The sequence below is a fragment of the Verrucomicrobiota bacterium genome (genome assembly GCA_019247695.1).
Lineage (GTDB): Bacteria > Verrucomicrobiota > Verrucomicrobiia > Chthoniobacterales > JAFAMB01 > JAFBAP01.
On the sequence record JAFBAP010000154.1, the window covers coordinates 29,456 to 45,057 of the forward strand.

11 protein-coding genes are annotated in these 15,602 nt (G+C 61.2%); 6 read left to right on the forward strand and 5 right to left on the reverse strand.

Annotated features, from left to right (window positions below; all coding sequences use genetic code 11):
* Window positions 1-272: 272 nt before the first annotated feature.
* Window positions 273-1,031 carry a glycosyltransferase family 2 protein gene (locus JO015_17920; protein MBW0000974.1) on the reverse strand — a complete coding sequence of 253 codons (759 nt, stop codon included), beginning with the start codon at window positions 1,029-1,031 and terminating at the stop codon, window positions 273-275.
* Between the two features lie 47 nt (window positions 1,032-1,078).
* Here JO015_17920 and JO015_17925 point away from each other — a divergent pair, with 47 nt between their 5' ends.
* Complete coding sequence (locus JO015_17925) at window positions 1,079-2,662, forward strand: TIGR03663 family protein (GenBank protein MBW0000975.1); 1,584 nt, start codon at window positions 1,079-1,081, stop codon at window positions 2,660-2,662.
* Entirely contained in the window at window positions 2,659-4,377 is a 1,719-nt protein-coding gene (locus JO015_17930; protein MBW0000976.1) for a hypothetical protein, read from the forward strand. Before JO015_17925 ends, JO015_17930 begins: the two co-directional genes overlap by 4 nt.
* Window positions 4,378-4,719: 342 nt before the next feature.
* Here the strand turns inward: JO015_17930 and JO015_17935 are convergent, their stop codons facing one another.
* On the reverse strand, window positions 4,720-5,505 hold the full coding sequence (locus JO015_17935; GenBank protein ID MBW0000977.1) for a ChaN family lipoprotein: 786 nt from the start codon (window positions 5,503-5,505) through the stop codon (window positions 4,720-4,722).
* 72 nt (window positions 5,506-5,577) lie between these two features.
* Here JO015_17935 and lpdA point away from each other — a divergent pair, with 72 nt between their 5' ends.
* Both lpdA and recO read left to right on the forward strand, forming a co-directional pair.
* Window positions 5,578-6,987, forward strand: coding sequence for a dihydrolipoyl dehydrogenase (gene lpdA, locus JO015_17940; protein MBW0000978.1), 1,410 nt, complete (start codon window positions 5,578-5,580; stop codon window positions 6,985-6,987).
* A gap of 109 nt (window positions 6,988-7,096) precedes the next feature.
* The gene (gene recO / locus JO015_17945) at window positions 7,097-7,633 is read left to right on the forward strand and encodes a DNA repair protein RecO (protein MBW0000979.1); all 537 of its coding nucleotides are present in this window, start codon (window positions 7,097-7,099) and stop codon (window positions 7,631-7,633) included.
* A 298-nt stretch (window positions 7,634-7,931) separates the two neighbouring features.
* Here recO and JO015_17950 read toward each other — a convergent pair whose 3' ends face one another.
* The gene (locus JO015_17950; protein ID MBW0000980.1) at window positions 7,932-8,492 is read right to left on the reverse strand and encodes a GNAT family N-acetyltransferase; all 561 of its coding nucleotides are present in this window, start codon (window positions 8,490-8,492) and stop codon (window positions 7,932-7,934) included.
* Window positions 8,493-8,857: 365 nt separating this feature from the next.
* Complete coding sequence (locus tag JO015_17955) at window positions 8,858-9,130, reverse strand: hypothetical protein (GenBank protein ID MBW0000981.1); 273 nt, start codon at window positions 9,128-9,130, stop codon at window positions 8,858-8,860.
* A gap of 377 nt (window positions 9,131-9,507) precedes the next feature.
* Here JO015_17955 and JO015_17960 point away from each other — a divergent pair, with 377 nt between their 5' ends.
* A complete protein-coding gene (locus tag JO015_17960; GenBank protein ID MBW0000982.1) occupies window positions 9,508-10,524 on the forward strand; it encodes an efflux RND transporter periplasmic adaptor subunit in 1,017 nt (338 codons plus the stop codon).
* Window positions 10,524-13,763: an efflux RND transporter permease subunit gene (locus JO015_17965; GenBank protein ID MBW0000983.1), complete on the forward strand. Its 3,240-nt coding sequence runs from the start codon at window positions 10,524-10,526 to the stop codon at window positions 13,761-13,763. The genes JO015_17960 and JO015_17965 overlap by 1 nt, the downstream gene beginning before the upstream one ends.
* Before the next feature lie 34 nt (window positions 13,764-13,797).
* Here the strand turns inward: JO015_17965 and JO015_17970 are convergent.
* A partial coding sequence (locus JO015_17970; protein ID MBW0000984.1) for a DUF1929 domain-containing protein occupies window positions 13,798-15,602 on the reverse strand: 1,805 nt, incomplete at its 5' end.

The window sequence follows — 15,602 nt, forward strand, 5'->3', positions numbered from 1 at the left end:
GCGGGTGTCGAGTGTCGAGTGTCGAGTGTCGAGTGTCGAGTGGCGGGTGGCGGGTGGCGCATCGAAGGCCACAAGCCGAAGTTGTACCCGGTGGAGAGTGCCGCGCGTCAGCCCAGGAAGAACTGTTCACCGGCGGTGTGGAATCGACGCCATGAGCATGAGCCGTCGACGTCACCCCTCCGCGGCATTTACTCAACGCGACACCCGACACCCGACACCCGTCACCCGCCACTCTCCTCCATTTGTGGCATTTTTCCGCTTGTGGCATTTGCTCAGCGGTGGAACGGGTAATCGTGCATCGTGCGCCAGACCCGGCCACGCATCGAGACGATTTCCGCCAGCATGCCCAGGCTGTCGCGGATCACGCGAACCTTTGAATCGGGCGAGTTGGACCAGTGTACCGGCATTTCGCGGATGGAAAATCCCATCGCGCGAGCCAGCAGCAGGACCTCGACGTCGAACGAAAAACCGTCCGTTTGTTGCCGGCTGAAAATTTCACGCGCGGCGGTTTGCCGGAAGCCTTTGAAGCCGCACTGCGTGTCCTCCAGGTCCAGACCGGCCAGGACTTGAACGAGGCGGTTGAAGGTCTGCCCCATCCGTTCGCGTAACGGGCTTTGCCGGTGCAGGATGCGGCTCTGCGGATGCCGGCGGCTCCCCACAACCACGTCGATCCTTGGATTTTGCTCAAAAATGCGGAGCGCAGTTTCCAGGTCTGAGAGCGGGGTACTCAGGTCTGCGTCGGTGAAGAAAACGAGTGGCGCCCGGGCCTTCAGCATGCCGGTGCGGACCGCGTACCCTTTTCCCCGGTGCATCTCGTTTGCGATCACCCGGAGCTCCGGAATTCGTGTTTGCGCCGACTTTGCCACTTCCAAAGTCGCGTCCGGACTCGGTTCGATCACGAGCAAGACCTCGGTGGGAAAGGTCCACTTCGCGGCGTACTCGTGTACAACCGACAAGGTCTTCGGCAAACGTAGGGCCTCTTTATACGCAGGGATGATGAGAGAAAGGTACGGCCGAAACTGTTTGGACATGGCGCAGAGTTCGCATATATATCAGGTCCTTTTGGCGAAAGCTCGAAATGGTGAGACGTAATTTTTTTCTTCCTCTTCTCATCCTGATCGTTGCAGCCGTTCTCCGTTTGATCTGCCTCGATCTAAAGCCTCCTCATTTCGATGAAGGCATCAACGGCTGGTGGAGCGACGAGATGGCGAAAAAGGGCTTTTACGCCTATGACCCGAGCAACTACCATGGCCCGCTGCATTTTTATGTTTTGTTTGCCTTTCTGCGGGTGCTCGGACGCAACCTCTGGGCGTTGCGCCTCCCGGTGGCCATTATGGGCACCGCGACGGTCGGATTGGTCTTGTCTTTCCGGCGTTACCTTGGCCCCGGGATAGCGTTCCTTGCCGGGTTGGCCCTTGCAATCTCGCCGGGATACGTGTTTTACAACCGTTACTCCATTCACGAAACGTGGCTGGTGTTCTTTTTGATCCTGTTCTTCTGGTCGCTTTGCCGGCTGAATGCAGGTGCCGACAAGCTCGCCACCTGGACTCTGATACTAAGCGCGGCGGGCATGATCCTGACCAAAGAGACGTACGTCATTCACCTGTTCGCAACGCTTGTTGCAGGCGTTTTTGTGATCGTCACAGGACTCGCGAATCGAGGCGAATCAGCGCTGCCCCGATGGCGCCACCTTGACCGGACCGCCTTCCTCGGTTCCGCCCTGGTCGGGGTTTTTCTGATCGTCCTTTTCTATTCCGGCACTTTTCTCAATTTTGCGGGCCTGCGCGGGCTTTTTGAAACCTTCACGCCGTGGACCAAAACCGGGCTGGAAGCCGCCGGTCACGGCAAACCCCAGTACGATCTGTTTAGCCTGGTTCCTGGCGGCCTGGCCGCCATCGGACCGTTCGCGAGGCTGCAGGCGTTCCGGTTAAACTGGTATTGGATCAAGCTCCTTACCGTCTATGAATGGTTCGCGCTGGCCGGGGTGATTCTCAGCCTGCCTTACCTCTTTACCGGCCGGCGCGCGCTACGTTTTCTGGCTGTCTATGCCTGGTTGACGCTGGTCGCCTACAGCCTGATTCCGTACAAGACCCCGTGGTGCATCATTTCCATCGCATGGCCCTTTTTCTTCCTGTGCGCGGCCGGCCTCGTCTGCCTTCGCCGTCTGGTCGGACTCATCCCTGTCGTGGTGGTTGCGACGGCGCTGCTCGGACACGACGCATGGTGCATGTTCCGGCTGAACTTCCGGCAGTACGATGACCCGCGCCAGATGTACGCGTACGTTCAGACCTATCGCGATTACCGCGCCTTCGTCGGACCGATCCTGCGCGAAATCACCCTGCACCCTCAGCTCAAGAACCAGTTGAAGGGTGAAATCCTGCTTTCCAGCTATTTTCCGATTCCCTGGGTCCTGGGTGACATCTCGCACATCGGCTACTACGATAAGGAAGAATCGTGGCCGAAGAACCTGGACGCGGATTTCATCGCCGCCCCCGATGAGGTCGCGCCCGAGGTGGAGGCCAGTCTCACCCAACCCTACCTTGAGACCGCGTTTCGTCTCCGGGACGGGATGGGCATGTGCCGCGCCTTCTTTCAATATGAGCGGTTCAAGGACGTGTTTCCCGGGCGGCAACCTGACTTTGTTCCGGAACAGGCTCAATGAGGTCCCTCGCTGCGGTTCTGAACTGGATCACGCTCGCCACGCTTCTCGGCCTCGCATTTGCGTTCACCCCCCTCCGCCTTACCATGGCAACCTCGGCGGCCGCGCTGGCGGCTGCTCTCGTGGTCGTCATCGCTTCCTGCCTGCAGCGCCGCCGGCCGCAGATCCCTTGCCGGCAGCAACCGGACATAGTTTGGCCGGCGATGATTCTCATTTTCGCCGCGTTCGCCCTGCGTGCATTCTTGGATAATGTCTTCGTCGCAGACGACTCCGTGTGCGTGCTTTCTCCTAACAACCTTGGGGACGCCTGCCTGCATCTCACGCAGATTAACTTTCTGGCGCGAGGACCCGCTTTCTGGCCGGCAAACCCGATTTTCGCTTTCGACAAACTTCATTACCCGCTCGGCATAAACCTTTTTAATGCCGAACTGAAGCTGCTCGGAATTACTCCGCGGGCAGGTATCGTGCTGGTCGGCCTGCTCGGTTCGGTGCTGACCCTCTGCGCGCTCCTGAAGTTTAACGGCCCGTTCGGGGTCGCCGCTTTCTTATTCAACGGGGGCCTGATCGGCTTCACCATTTTTCACACGCTCACCTGGAAAGATTATCAGGCCGAGGTGGCCTGGAAGGCGATTCCGCTGGCCATGTTTGTGACCCAGCGCGGCCTCTTGTACGCCATCCCGGTCGGCTTGCTCCTCCTGACCCATTGGCGTTCGCTCTTCTTCGAGCCGCAGCCCGGGAGCACGCTGCCGTTTTGGACGGAGTGCCTGCTCTACTGCAGCTTGCCGCTGTTTCATCTGCACACGTTCCTTTTCCTGTCGTGGTTTCTGCTTTGCTGGTTTCTCTTCGGTGATCCGCGCTGGAGACGGCACGTGTTTCGGCTGGTCCTGGTCTCCTTCCTCCCGTCCACCCTCCTCGTTTATTTCGTGACCGGATTTGAGAAGACAAATTCGCTGGGCTGGTGCCCGGGGTGGATGGCAAAGCCCGGCGAGCCTGCCTGGCAGTTCTGGCTGGTCAACTTCGGGTTGTTCCTGCCGCTTACCGCTGCGCTCCTGATTTATTTGATCAGGCCGACGCCACCCATCGACCGGCAGGAACGCAGGCTGTTGCGGCTGTTCGCGTTCCCGGCCGCCGGCGTCCTGCTGGCCTGCACTTTCATCAAGTTTGCGCCTTGGGAATGGGATAACACGAAGCTGATTTTCTGGGCCTACATCGTGCTGATGTTTTGCCTCTGGCGCGCTTTTCTGGCCCACTGGCCGGTCTGGCTTCGGGTCCCGACCATCATCATCCTCTTTTTCTCCGGCTTTGTCAGCGTGGCCGGCGACGCCGTCAGCACCCCCCGGGGAGGTTACGAAATCGGGGTGGCACCGGAATGGAAGTCAGTGGAAGAAGCCTTGAAGCAAACCTCCCCGGAAGCCGTGTTCGCCGGTTACCCGACTTACAACCATCCCGTGCTCGTCACCGGTCACCGGATGGTCATGGGGTTCCCGGGACACCTCTGGAGCCATGGCCTCGACTATCGTTCGACGGAAATCGACCTGAATTCGTTCATGGCAGGCAGCCCGGAGTGGCGTCAGATCGCCCAACGGCTCCGTATCGATTACCTGTTCTGGGGCAATTTCGAGCAGCGGGAGTACCCCCAGTCCACACGCCCCTGGGAAAAAGAATGCCCGGTAATTGCTGAAGGCGACTGGGGCAGGGTTTTTGCCGTCCGAAAGTAGAATGCCGCAAATGGATGAGGGTAACGGGTAACAAGTAACGGGTAACAAGTAACGGGTAACGGGTAGCGGGTGCCGGGTGCCGCGTCGAGTAAATGCCGCGGAGGGGTGACTTCGACGGCTCGTGCTCACGGCGTTGATTCCATACCGCCGGTGAGGGACGGGCGGGGGGGCGTCGAGGCCTCCAAGTCATTCCCGGCAATTCTTCCTGGGCTGACGCGCGGCACTCTCTACCGGGAACAACTTCGGCTTGTGGTCTTCCACCCGACACCCGACGCCCGGCACCCGTTACCCGCCACCCTCTTCCATTTGTGGCATTCTCCGCCGCGGCATTCCCTTCGTCCGTCACGGCAGCAGGACCAACTGTTCCAGGCGCGCTTTCTGGTTCACAAAATACGGAATGCCGTAGCCGCGTTCGACGTGGCCGCGGCCGGTCAGGACAACCACTTTGGTCTGGGGCTCGCGCGCGTGGAAGTCCAGGATCACACTTGCCATGGTTTGATCCCAGAGACTCTGAGCCTTGAAAAACCGTCTCAATGAATTCGTGTCCATTCCGGGGTGCGCGCCCATCATCCGGCTAAAATTACGAAAGGCCCCTTCATCGGTGGAAAACCCGCGTGGCACCTCCGCTGCTTCGGCGGGCGTCATTTGGATTCCCTGGCTGACCTTGTGCGCCAAAGCCGGCCGGGCATTCAAGGCAAGGTTGCGAATCCCGAACCGGCGCGTCTCGTCCAGAATCCGGCCGTACCACGGCGAGTAGACTGCCCAGGCGCGCTGGAAACCGGTCTGTTGAAACAGCTGGGCCCGGGTCAACCGTCCACGCTGCCACGCATCGAGAACAGGCTGCTGGGAGCGGTCGAACATCTCCCAACCGACTACAAAAGGGACCCTGTTCCGGGCAAGGATCTCAATCAGGCGGCCCTCGAACCTGTGATCGCCCGGACGGTCATGGATTTCGCCGACGTAGATCGCCTCGGCACGACTCAAAGCCTGCCGGAACCCGGCGTCCTTGCCCGCCAGGGATGCAGGCGTCACGCCGGCCAGCACACGAGTGCCGGAGGCTTCCTGTGCGGATGCGCCGGGCAGGGGCAGCAAAATGACGGCTGAAAGCACAAGCGCGAGAAATCGCATGCGGGGACCCATAGCGCGTTGCGGGCCGTGCGTCACGCTAGACTCGTGAACGGTTTCGGACGAAGATCCGGGATGTCCTCGTTCGACCTTATCGTGCTGGGTGGCGGTCCAGCGGGTTACACCGGCGCTATCCGTGCGGCTCAACTGGGCCTTAACACGGCGATCATCGACAAGCGTGAGGTGCTGGGCGGCACGTGCCTGAACATCGGATGCATCCCGAGCAAAGCTCTGTTGATGTCATCTGATCACGTCCTTTTTGCGAAACATCAGGCGGCTCATCATGGGATCACGTTCAACAACGTGAGCTTTGATCTGGCCAAGATGATGCAGCGCAAAAACGGCGTGGTGAAGCAACTGACGCAGGGACTCGAGTTCCTGATGAAAAAGAACAAGATCACACGCCTGCACGGCGTCGGTCAGGTTGTTGCCCCCGGAAAAGTGCTGCTTGGCAAAGCCGATGGGAAACAGGAGGAACTGACGGCCAAACACGTCGTCCTGGCGACCGGCAGCGTGCCTTCAGAACTTCCGAATTTGCCGGTCGATCGTGAGACCGTCGTCACCAGCGACGAGGCGCTCTCTTTCGCAGAAGTGCCGAACGAACTGGTGGTGGTCGGGGGCGGGGCAATCGGCCTGGAACTGGGGTCGGTTTGGAGCCGCCTGGGTTCGAAGGTCACGATCATCGAGTTTCTGCCGCGCATTGCGGCGTTTTTCGATCCGGACGTCACGCAGGCCTTGCAAAAGGCCCTGGAAGCGGAAGGGCTTGCCTTTTTTATCGACACAGCGGTAACCGGCATCGCCAAAAAGAGCGGGAAAGCCCTGGTGCAGGCCCGGAGCAAAGACGGCAAGACCCACGAGTTCACGGCAGACAAGGTGTTGGTCTCGGTCGGCCGCAGGCCGTACTTGGAGGGCGCCGTCGTCAAGGATCTCGGGCTCAAGTTAACGGACCGCGGCCAGGTGAAGGTGGACGAGCGCTACCGCACGAATGTGCCGGGCCTCTACGCGATCGGCGACATTATTGAAGGACCGATGCTGGCCCACAAGGGCGAGGAAGAAGGCATTGCGTGCGTCGAATTTATCGCGGGGAAGGCCGGGCACGTGAATTACGGGGTCATTCCGAACGTGGTCTACACCAGCCCGGAAGTGGCCGCGGTCGGCCTGACTGAGCAAACCGCGAAAGAGCGCAACGTAGCCGTACGGAGCGGCAAGTTTCCGTTCGCGGCGAACGGCCGTGCGTTGGCCAACGACCTCTCCCAAGGCTTTGTGAAGGTTATCGCTGAGGCCAGGACGGACCGGCTTCTCGGTGCGCAGATCATCGGCGCGGGCGCCTCGGAAATGATTGCCGAGGTGGTCACGATCATGGAATTCGGCGGCAGCGCCGAAGACCTGGGTCGCACCGTACATGCTCACCCGACGATGAGTGAGGCGGTGAAAGAGGCGGCCTTGGCCGTTCACAACGAGGCGTTGTCGATTCCCCCACGTTAAAGGAAGGAAGGACGGACCACGGCAGCGCCGCGACCGGGCGCTGCCAAACCGGTCTGATCTCCAAGGATCGCCCGGCTTCGACCTCAGGAGAGACCGGGTATGGCCAACCATGCCCACTATCGCTGCGCAAGGAATCCTGCTTCGTCGATCCCGTTTTTCCGACACGACCCTGATCATCACCTGGCTCACCCGCCAGCAGGGAAAAGTAAAGACCATCGCCAAAGGCGCGCTTCGTCCGAAGAGCCCTTTCCTGGGTAAACTCGACCTGTTTTTCCAGTGCGAATTACTCTGGGCCCAATCGCGCCGGGCGGAGTTGCACGTTTTGCGGGAGGTCAAGGTGCTGGAACCTTTTCCCCGAATCCGGGCCACTTACCTGCAGACGTTGGCGGCATCCTATTTCGTCGAGTTGATCGACGAGGCAACCGAGCCGGAGCACCCGGTTCCCGACCTGTACGATCTGCTATTCCGCGCCCTAAACCACCTTAACCAACGTTTACCCGACGCCCGCGGCGTCCTGTTTTTCGAACATGAACTCTGCAAGTGCATGGGGGTAGAAGCCGAATCCGAAGAGGCGGCGGCTCGACGGTTGTACGAGGCGCTCGGCCGTTTGCCCAAGAGCCGGGCCGAGTTGCTCCAGCAGCTGTGAGGACGCTTAAGAGACTTCGTGGGGATAGCGATGCACGGTGTCGAAGATGAAGTCGACCGCATCTGTTTGCGGGCCTGGGTATGCGTGGCGAACCTATCAGGGGGGTGGCACCAACTGGTGTGGATTGGGTGGCGGGCCGGCGTAAGCACCCGCGTAATCAATCGGATGGCCAAATAGAAGTACTTCGTAAAGGAACGACTTATAGTCATGCAAAAGCGGGTACTGCGCACCGGCATAGACCTTCACCCGGTCTTCGATTCCAAGGCGTTCTACCGCCTTCAGGCACTCAGCGCGTCCGTCACAAGTCCCGCACCATGTGAACGTAGTCCTGCCTTGCGATTCGCTTCGTGTAATCCGCGCGAAACCCGAACCGCTCGTACAGGCGCCTCGTATCCGGGCTGTCCACCTCCACCAGAAGAGCAATGCGGGGGTGGCCGAGACAGCGGGCACGATCGCAGGCCGCTTCGACTAACCTGCCCCCGTAACCCTTACGCTGGTGACCCGGACTCACGCTCAGGGTATCAAGGTAAAACTCCGACTTTTCCGGTTCAGTCGGGATCTGATAATCACTCCGGCCGGACCTCCTGGCGGCCGCGCGTTCAAGCGGCGCATCCAGCTTATGCGCGTCGGCGCCGTCATAGAATATTACCAACCCAGCCACCTCCCGGTCTTCTTCCAGCACAAGGGTATTTTCATAACTGACGCGGTTCTGCTCCTGCCCGAAAAAATCGCGCAGAACGGAAGCAGCTTCTTCCGTATCGTCGGTTCCGGTCAAAACAAGGGCGATGGCACCGATCGCCTGGAGGATTAGCGGGACAACCTTTGGCGCGTCACCGGGAATCGCGGGCCTGATGGTCATGCGACCAGTGTAAGGTGAGCAACTCGTCGAACCAATCCCAAAGCGATGCAACTCGGAAGTTCTTCAGACAGGAAGAGGAGGTATAGCCGGGGCAGCCGGCAAAAGGACGAAAGCAACGCCCTGGGCCCAGCGCAGCCATCGCTCTCCGGACCGATCGTTTGAGGTCGACCCGACGATCTATGTGCATTTACTTGAATTCCTACCATCCTCCTACTCGGAGTCTATATCCGCTGCTGACCTGCCTAACTCCGCGATGGCGCGCTGGGCCACCGGGCGGTCTACGGGTCTGGCAAGCCTCTTGATGTTTAGCGCGTCGGCTTGCTTGACAACATTCCAGACATCACCGCCAAACTTCCGATCAGTCTTTACCGCCGACGGGTCGAGCACAATCTGCCCCCCTCTCCCGTACAGAACGCGTACTTCAATACCTCTGCCGGATCAGGTGGACGCAACTCCTTGCGGTCCCCGCTCAAGAGCGTCCGGTGCCCGGGTTGTTCCTGGCCTTCGGCGGCCATTTTCGATACCGGTTGCAGCAAAAGGTTCGAGAGGGCCAGCAGGCGCGTCCGGTAGGCGGAACGCAGTAACGGACACAAGGTCGCCAGCGCGCGACCCACGCCGGAAAGGCACTCGGAATCCATTTCCGACTCGTTTCCCAGCGTCGCCGGACGTAAGGCACCTCGCCGGGCGACCTCCGCGCCGGCCGACTGCTGCATCCTGGCCGCCAGCGCGCTTCCGGCGAACTGCCGAGCGCTTCGGGGCGCCCGGGATCCGCGTCATCAGGCCGGCCGCTGCGCCGGCGCGGGGCGTGACCGTCGGGTTGGACGCAGCGGGTGCGAACTGCCTCCAAGCCCCGGGGTTCGGTAAAACGATGAGAAAACGATGGAAGACATCATGCGGTTTGTGGTTGTATTCAGACTCGGCTCGTACAGACGGGAGTGACGAATGGCATGAATGGTGAACTGGAACCCTGCAGTGACGAGCGCCTCGCGGTGTGAGAAGGGTCATATTTGCAGTATTGCTGCTCTTCGTCGTGGCAGGCTGGTGGGCGGCCGTGCTGCGGCGCCCTCGTCAAGGCGTCCAGTATTACCATTGCCCGATGCATCCCGACTACGTTGCAACCAAACCGGGTACTTGCCCGATTTGCGGGATGGAACTGGTCTCTGTTGGCGAAACACCGCCGCTGGCGGCGCGTCATGAGGAACGGGTACCCGTCCCGATCGAGCCCGACCAGCAACGCGTCCTCGGCCTCTCGGTTGACGACGCCAAACCCGTGTCGCTGGAGAGGACCATTCACGCCGCCGGCCGCGTCTCGCTGGCGGCTCCCGTTCGCATGCCGGCCCCTGAGACCGGGACCGTTGAAGAGGTTTATCGAAATCCCGGAGCGATCGGCTCATTGCGGGTCAGAGCGGCGGAACCGATTCTGTCGCTGGCGGGGGATTCTTCGAACCGCTTCATCATCCGGGCGCCCGGCCCTCTGGTGCTCCTTTCCGTTCCGCAGCCGGGGGTTCATCTGGAGAAAGGGAAGGATGCCTGCGTGTACGTCGATCTCTCAACGATGTATGTCTTCGCTGAGATCAGGAGCGGCGACCTGCCGTTTGTCAGGGCCGGGCTGGAGGCCATAGCCACTCTTCCGGCGTCCCCGGGTAAGCTGTGGCGAGGCAGCATCATGGAAGGTTCGGAGCAATTTGATGAGCGAATGCAGACGCTCAAGGTGAAGTTGGAATTCCAGAATGATCAGCCGGAAGTGTGGCAGGGAATGTTCGCCGACATCGAAATAGAGAGCCGGACCGCCCGCGTGTTGGCGATACCGGAAAGCGCGGTGATCACGGACGGTGAAGGCGCGGTGGTATTTGTCGAGCGTCCGGACGGCGTGTTTGAACCGAGAAAGATCGCAACCGGGCTGAGGGCGCAATCCCTGGTCGAGGTTACGCGAGGGCTGTCGAAGGGGGATCGCGTCGTAACGGCCGCAACGTTTCTGCTTGATTCTGAATCCCGGTTGCGGGCCCTCTCGCCAACGGGTTACGGACGCTGATGCCAGTCTGGTTGATCCGGTGGTCCGCAGCGCATCCGATCCTGGTGATCGGCCTTGCTGCCGCGTTGGCACTCCTGGGACTTTGGACGGCGCCGCGTCAGCAACTGGATGCGATCCCGGATGCATCCGATACGCAGGTCATCCTGGCGGTCCGATGGGAACAACCACCCGACCTCGTCGAGGCCCAAGTAACCTACCCGCTCACCACGGCTCTGCTCGGAACGCCCAAGGTCACGTCCGTACGTGGTTTTACGGATGCAGGACTTGCGTTGATCTATGTGCTTTTCGAAGACGGTACCGATCTTTACTGGGCCAGAAGCAGGGTAGCCGAAATGCTTTCGAGGACCACGTCCGTTTTGCCCGCCGGTGCGCACGTGGAAATGGGGCCCGATGCGACCGGCGTCGGGTGGGTATTTCAATACGCACTCGTGGACAACACGGGAAAACAGTCCCTCGCCGAGCTGCGGGCGGTGCAGGATTGGACCCTGCGGTACGCGCTCCAGGCGACGCCGGGCGTGGCGGAAGTGGCCACGGTAGGAGGTTTCGAGAAGGAATACCAGGTCACGGTCCAACCCGGCGCGCTCGAGCAGTACCATCTGACCTTCAAGGCGGTCGTCGACGCGGTCCGCAATTCCACCATGGAAACCGGCGGCCAGCAGATCGAGCTTTCGGGCCGCAATTTTACCGTGCGCGGCCGCGGTTTGGCGCATACGGTGAACGACCTCGAGAACGCGGTCGTGTATGGGCAGAACGCGACGACCGATCTGACGGCGGGTATGGTGCCGGTACGATTGGGCGACATCGCGCAGATCGAACTAGTGCCGCGCAGCCGCCAAGGGCTCTGCGACCTGGATGGGAAAGGCGAGGTCGTCGGCGGCGTGGTGGTGATGCGGCAGGGCCAGAACGCCTTGGAAGTGATTCACAGGGTAAAGGAGCGGCTGCAGGCGCTGGCGCCATCGTTGCCTCCGGGGGTCCGGATCGTGACGACTTATGACCGCTCCGAGCTGATCCGGCGGTCCATCAAAACGCTCGAACGGGAACTGCTGCTTGCCGCGTGCGCGGTCAGCCTGGTGATCTGCATCTCGCTGCGGGACGCCATCCCGGCACTGGTGGCCGTGATGGTAATCCCGGCGACCCTGCTCATTTCGCTGCTGCCGATGCTCTGGTTCGGCCTGAACCTGAACATCATGTCTATCGGCGGCATCATCCTCTCCATCGGAGTTCTGGTGGACGGGGCGATCATTCAGGTAGAGAACGTTCACCGGAAACTTCAGACGGCGGGCGGCGGGCGAATCAAGGTCCTCCGTGCCCTCGAAGAGGTCACGCCGGCGATCTTTCTGTCGTTGCTGTCGATAACCGTGACGTTCTTCCCGATCTTTGCGCTTACCGGCCAGGAGGGACGGCTGTTTCAACCTCTTGCCGCGGCCAAAACGACGGTGATGGTGACGGCGGCGCTCATGACGCTCACGCTCGCGCCGGCGTTGCGCGTGCTCTTCTTTCACGGCAGCACCCGTCCGTCTCTCACGAAGGCCGGCCCGTCGTCACCGGCGGCGTTTCGGCCGAAGCTGTACGAACGCACGGTACGGCTGGCGTTGCGGTTTCCGGCCATTACCATCGCGGGTGCTGCTCTTTTGTTCGTCGCGACCGTCCCCGTTTATTTCCAACTGGGACGCGAGTTTATGCCGCCGTTGAATGAGGAAACGGTTTTGTACATGCCGACCATGCTTCCAGGCGTTTCGGCAACGCAGGCGCTCCAGGTACTGCAGCGGCAGGACGCGGTGCTGGCCTCTTTCCCGGAAGTGGTCCGGGTGTACGGCAAGGCCGGCCGCGCACAAACCGCCACCGACCCGGCGCCGCTGAGTATGATCGAGACCACGCTGGTTCTGAAGCCGCCAGAGCAGTGGCGTGAACGGCGCCGGTGGTATTCCGGATGGTCGCCGGAGTGGCTCAAAAGGTTGCTGTTCCGCAGGCTCGCGAGTGATCGGATCACGTACGACCAATTGGTTTCGGAGATGAACCGGGCGGTTACCCTGCCGGGAGTCATCAACTCGTGGACGATGCCGATTCGTGGACGCATCGACATGTTGACCAGCGGTGCGCGTACCCCGCTGGCCGTAAAGGTCTCGGGACCAGACCTGAAAACAGCCCAACAGATTGGTGAGCAGGTCGAGGCATGCCTGCAGCGCGTCGCGGGCACGCGTTCGGCGTTGGCCGAGAGGCCGGCAGAAGGTTACTTCATCGACATTCAGATCGACCGGGAACGGCTGGCGAACCGGCGGTTGCAAGTCGCCGATGTACAGGAAGTTGTCGCGGGTGCAATTGGCGGTGAACCGGCTGCGGAAATCTTCGAAGGCGGAGGTCGCTACCCGGTGACGGTGCGCTACCCGAAGCGTTTTCGGGACAACCTCGACGCGATCGGCCGGATCACGGTCGTCACCGAGGACGGGGAACGTGTCCCGCTGGAGGAGGTCGCTACGATCCGGCCGGTCCGCGACACGGGCACCATAAGGACGGAGGGCGGGATGCTCGCTGCCTATGTCTTCGTCGATTGTGACGCGGATGACATCGGGCACTATGTGGGCCGTGCGCAACAGGCGATTTCGCAGACGGTGAAGGTCCCGCCCGGCTATTTGCTCCAGTGGAGCGGCGAGTACGAGAACATGATGCGCGCCAGACAACGGCTCCAGGTCGTCGTTCCGGTGACCTTGCTTCTGCTGCTGGTGCTCCTGTACCTCAATACACAGTCCTGGATCAAGACGAGCATCGTTTTGCTGGCCGTGCCATTCTCGTTGGTCGGCGCCGTCTGGCTGCTTTATGCGCTCGGCTACAACCTTTCCGTGGCGACCTGGGTAGGAATGATCGCCCTGGTGGGACTGGACGCCGAGACCGGGGTGTTTATGCTCCTCTTTCTTGACCTCGCCTATGCGGAAGCCCGCCGGCAAGGTTCGCTGAGCCAGCCGCAGGGTTTGGCGGATGCCGTGGTGGACGGCGCAGCCAGGCGCCTGCGTCCGAAGCTAATGACTGTGGCGGCCGCCTTCATGGGCCTGTTACCGGCGATGCTTTCGACCGGTACCGGATCTGACGTCACCAAGCGGATTGTTGCCCCGATGATCGGCGGGCTCGCAGCGTCGTTCATTCTTGAACTGCTGGTTTACCCGCCGATCTATTTTCTCTGGCGCCGGCGGACGGATGGGCCTCACGCCACGGCGCAACGGGAAAAGAGCCCCATTGCGATGTAGCGGGAGCCGTTACCATCGCGGCGCAAGGTAGTCGTCATTGCAGCTGCATGATCGGGGCGACCGACGGCACACCCGTGGCGTTGACGATGAACAGCATGTACTCGCCGGGCGGCGCCAGTTTCGCGTCCGCAGGGGCCGTGATGGTCAAGCCGCCCGCGGCGGGTTGAAACGTCACGGGCACGTAGCGGGTGTTTTGATCGAAAAAGTGCGTCACCGCGCCTGTTCGGATCAGCACGGCCTGGGTGATGCTCGCGGTATCCGGCGTCGCGACGAAGAAGTTCGTCCCGTACCCGATCTGCGCAGGGGCCTGGGTGATCGTCGGCCGCGCACCCTTGAAAAGGTACGGTGGCGAGTAGAATTCGGCGTTCTTCTCATCAGGGACGTTGCCGAAGTCCGAGCCCATGCCCGACACCAACACCCGGGCATCCGGCAGCAGGAGGGCAGTGCCGTGGTATTCCCGGGGCGTGTGCATTGACGCCATGGTGGTCCAGGTCTGCGTCTGGGGCGACCACAATTCCGCCGCGTAAACTGCGTTGGCGATGTTGCCGCCGTTCTTGTCCGTTTCCCCGCCTACCACCAACACCGTGTCATCCGGTAACGTGACCACGTTACAAAAGCTGCGTGGATAAGCCATTGACGGCGTCTGCTGCCACGCAGGTGTCGGCTGGGTCATGTCGAGTACGTAGGTGGTGTTTGCGGATGGACCCGTAAATTGGCTGTCAGCGGCGCTACCCGTCTTCATAATTTTGCCGGGCAGGTACATCGAAGCACTCCCCCCGTCCGCAACGTTCGGGTCCACCACGGACCAGGTTTGCGTGGTTAGGTCGAGGATGTCGGTGACGGTAGCGTATTCGCTATTCCCCACGTGGACGAGCCGCCCATCCGGGAGTTGATAGATAAACGGGTAGGTCTCGAAGGGATTGTTCGCGCTGGTCAGCTGCGTCCAGGTGTTGGTCGACGGGTTATAAATCTCCGGAATGCCGGCATTGGAATGTTCGGTCGTCTGCCAGCCGGCGGTCACAAGGATCCGGCCGTCTGACAGGGTGGTGGCGGTAGGATACCAGCGCTTGTACGCCATGTCCGGCACGGCGCTCCAGCTATTCTGGCTCGGGTCGAAAATCTCGGCGCTCGCAATGCCGATCGAGTGACTCTCGCCGTAGCCGCCAACGACCAGCACTCGGCCGTCGGCCAGAAGGGCGTGCCCGGAGCAGAACAGGTCGGCCGAAGTGGGGACACCCGTGAAAGTGTTATTCACGTAATCCCAGACCGTCGGCGAGGAACCGTCTTCGTAAAAGAGCACCTTGCTGTTCTTCAGGAGGATCAGGTCGACGGCAACGGTGGGCAGGTTAACCACCGAGGACCAACTGCCGACCACGGCGGGGTTTCCTGAATTATCCACCGTAACGGTGACCGATGAAGAGGTAGTCGTCAGGCCGGCGGTATTGCGGGCACGGGCGGCCAGGGTATGGGTGCCACCGGCAACGGTCGTCGTGTCCCACGTCAGCGAATACGGCGCCGCGCTGACTTCGGCGCCCAGTGGAGAACCGTCGAGCAGGAACTGGACACCGGCTACACCGTGGGTGTCGGAGGCGACGGCCCAAAGCGTTGACCGCCCGGTGACGGTAGCGCCCGGCGCCGGTGCAGTCATTGAGACGGTCGGAGGCGTTGGAGGGGTACCACCCCCGCCGTTGCCGGGCAGCACTTCGCAGATGGTAAGGTTGTAACGGTCCGTTGTGGGTACCGTGTCATTGATGCTCACGCTGGTGCCGCTGGCCGCCGTCGCCGCGTTTTGCCGTTGCACCCAGTAGGTGTCCCCCGTCGGCGAGAGGTATTGGTGCA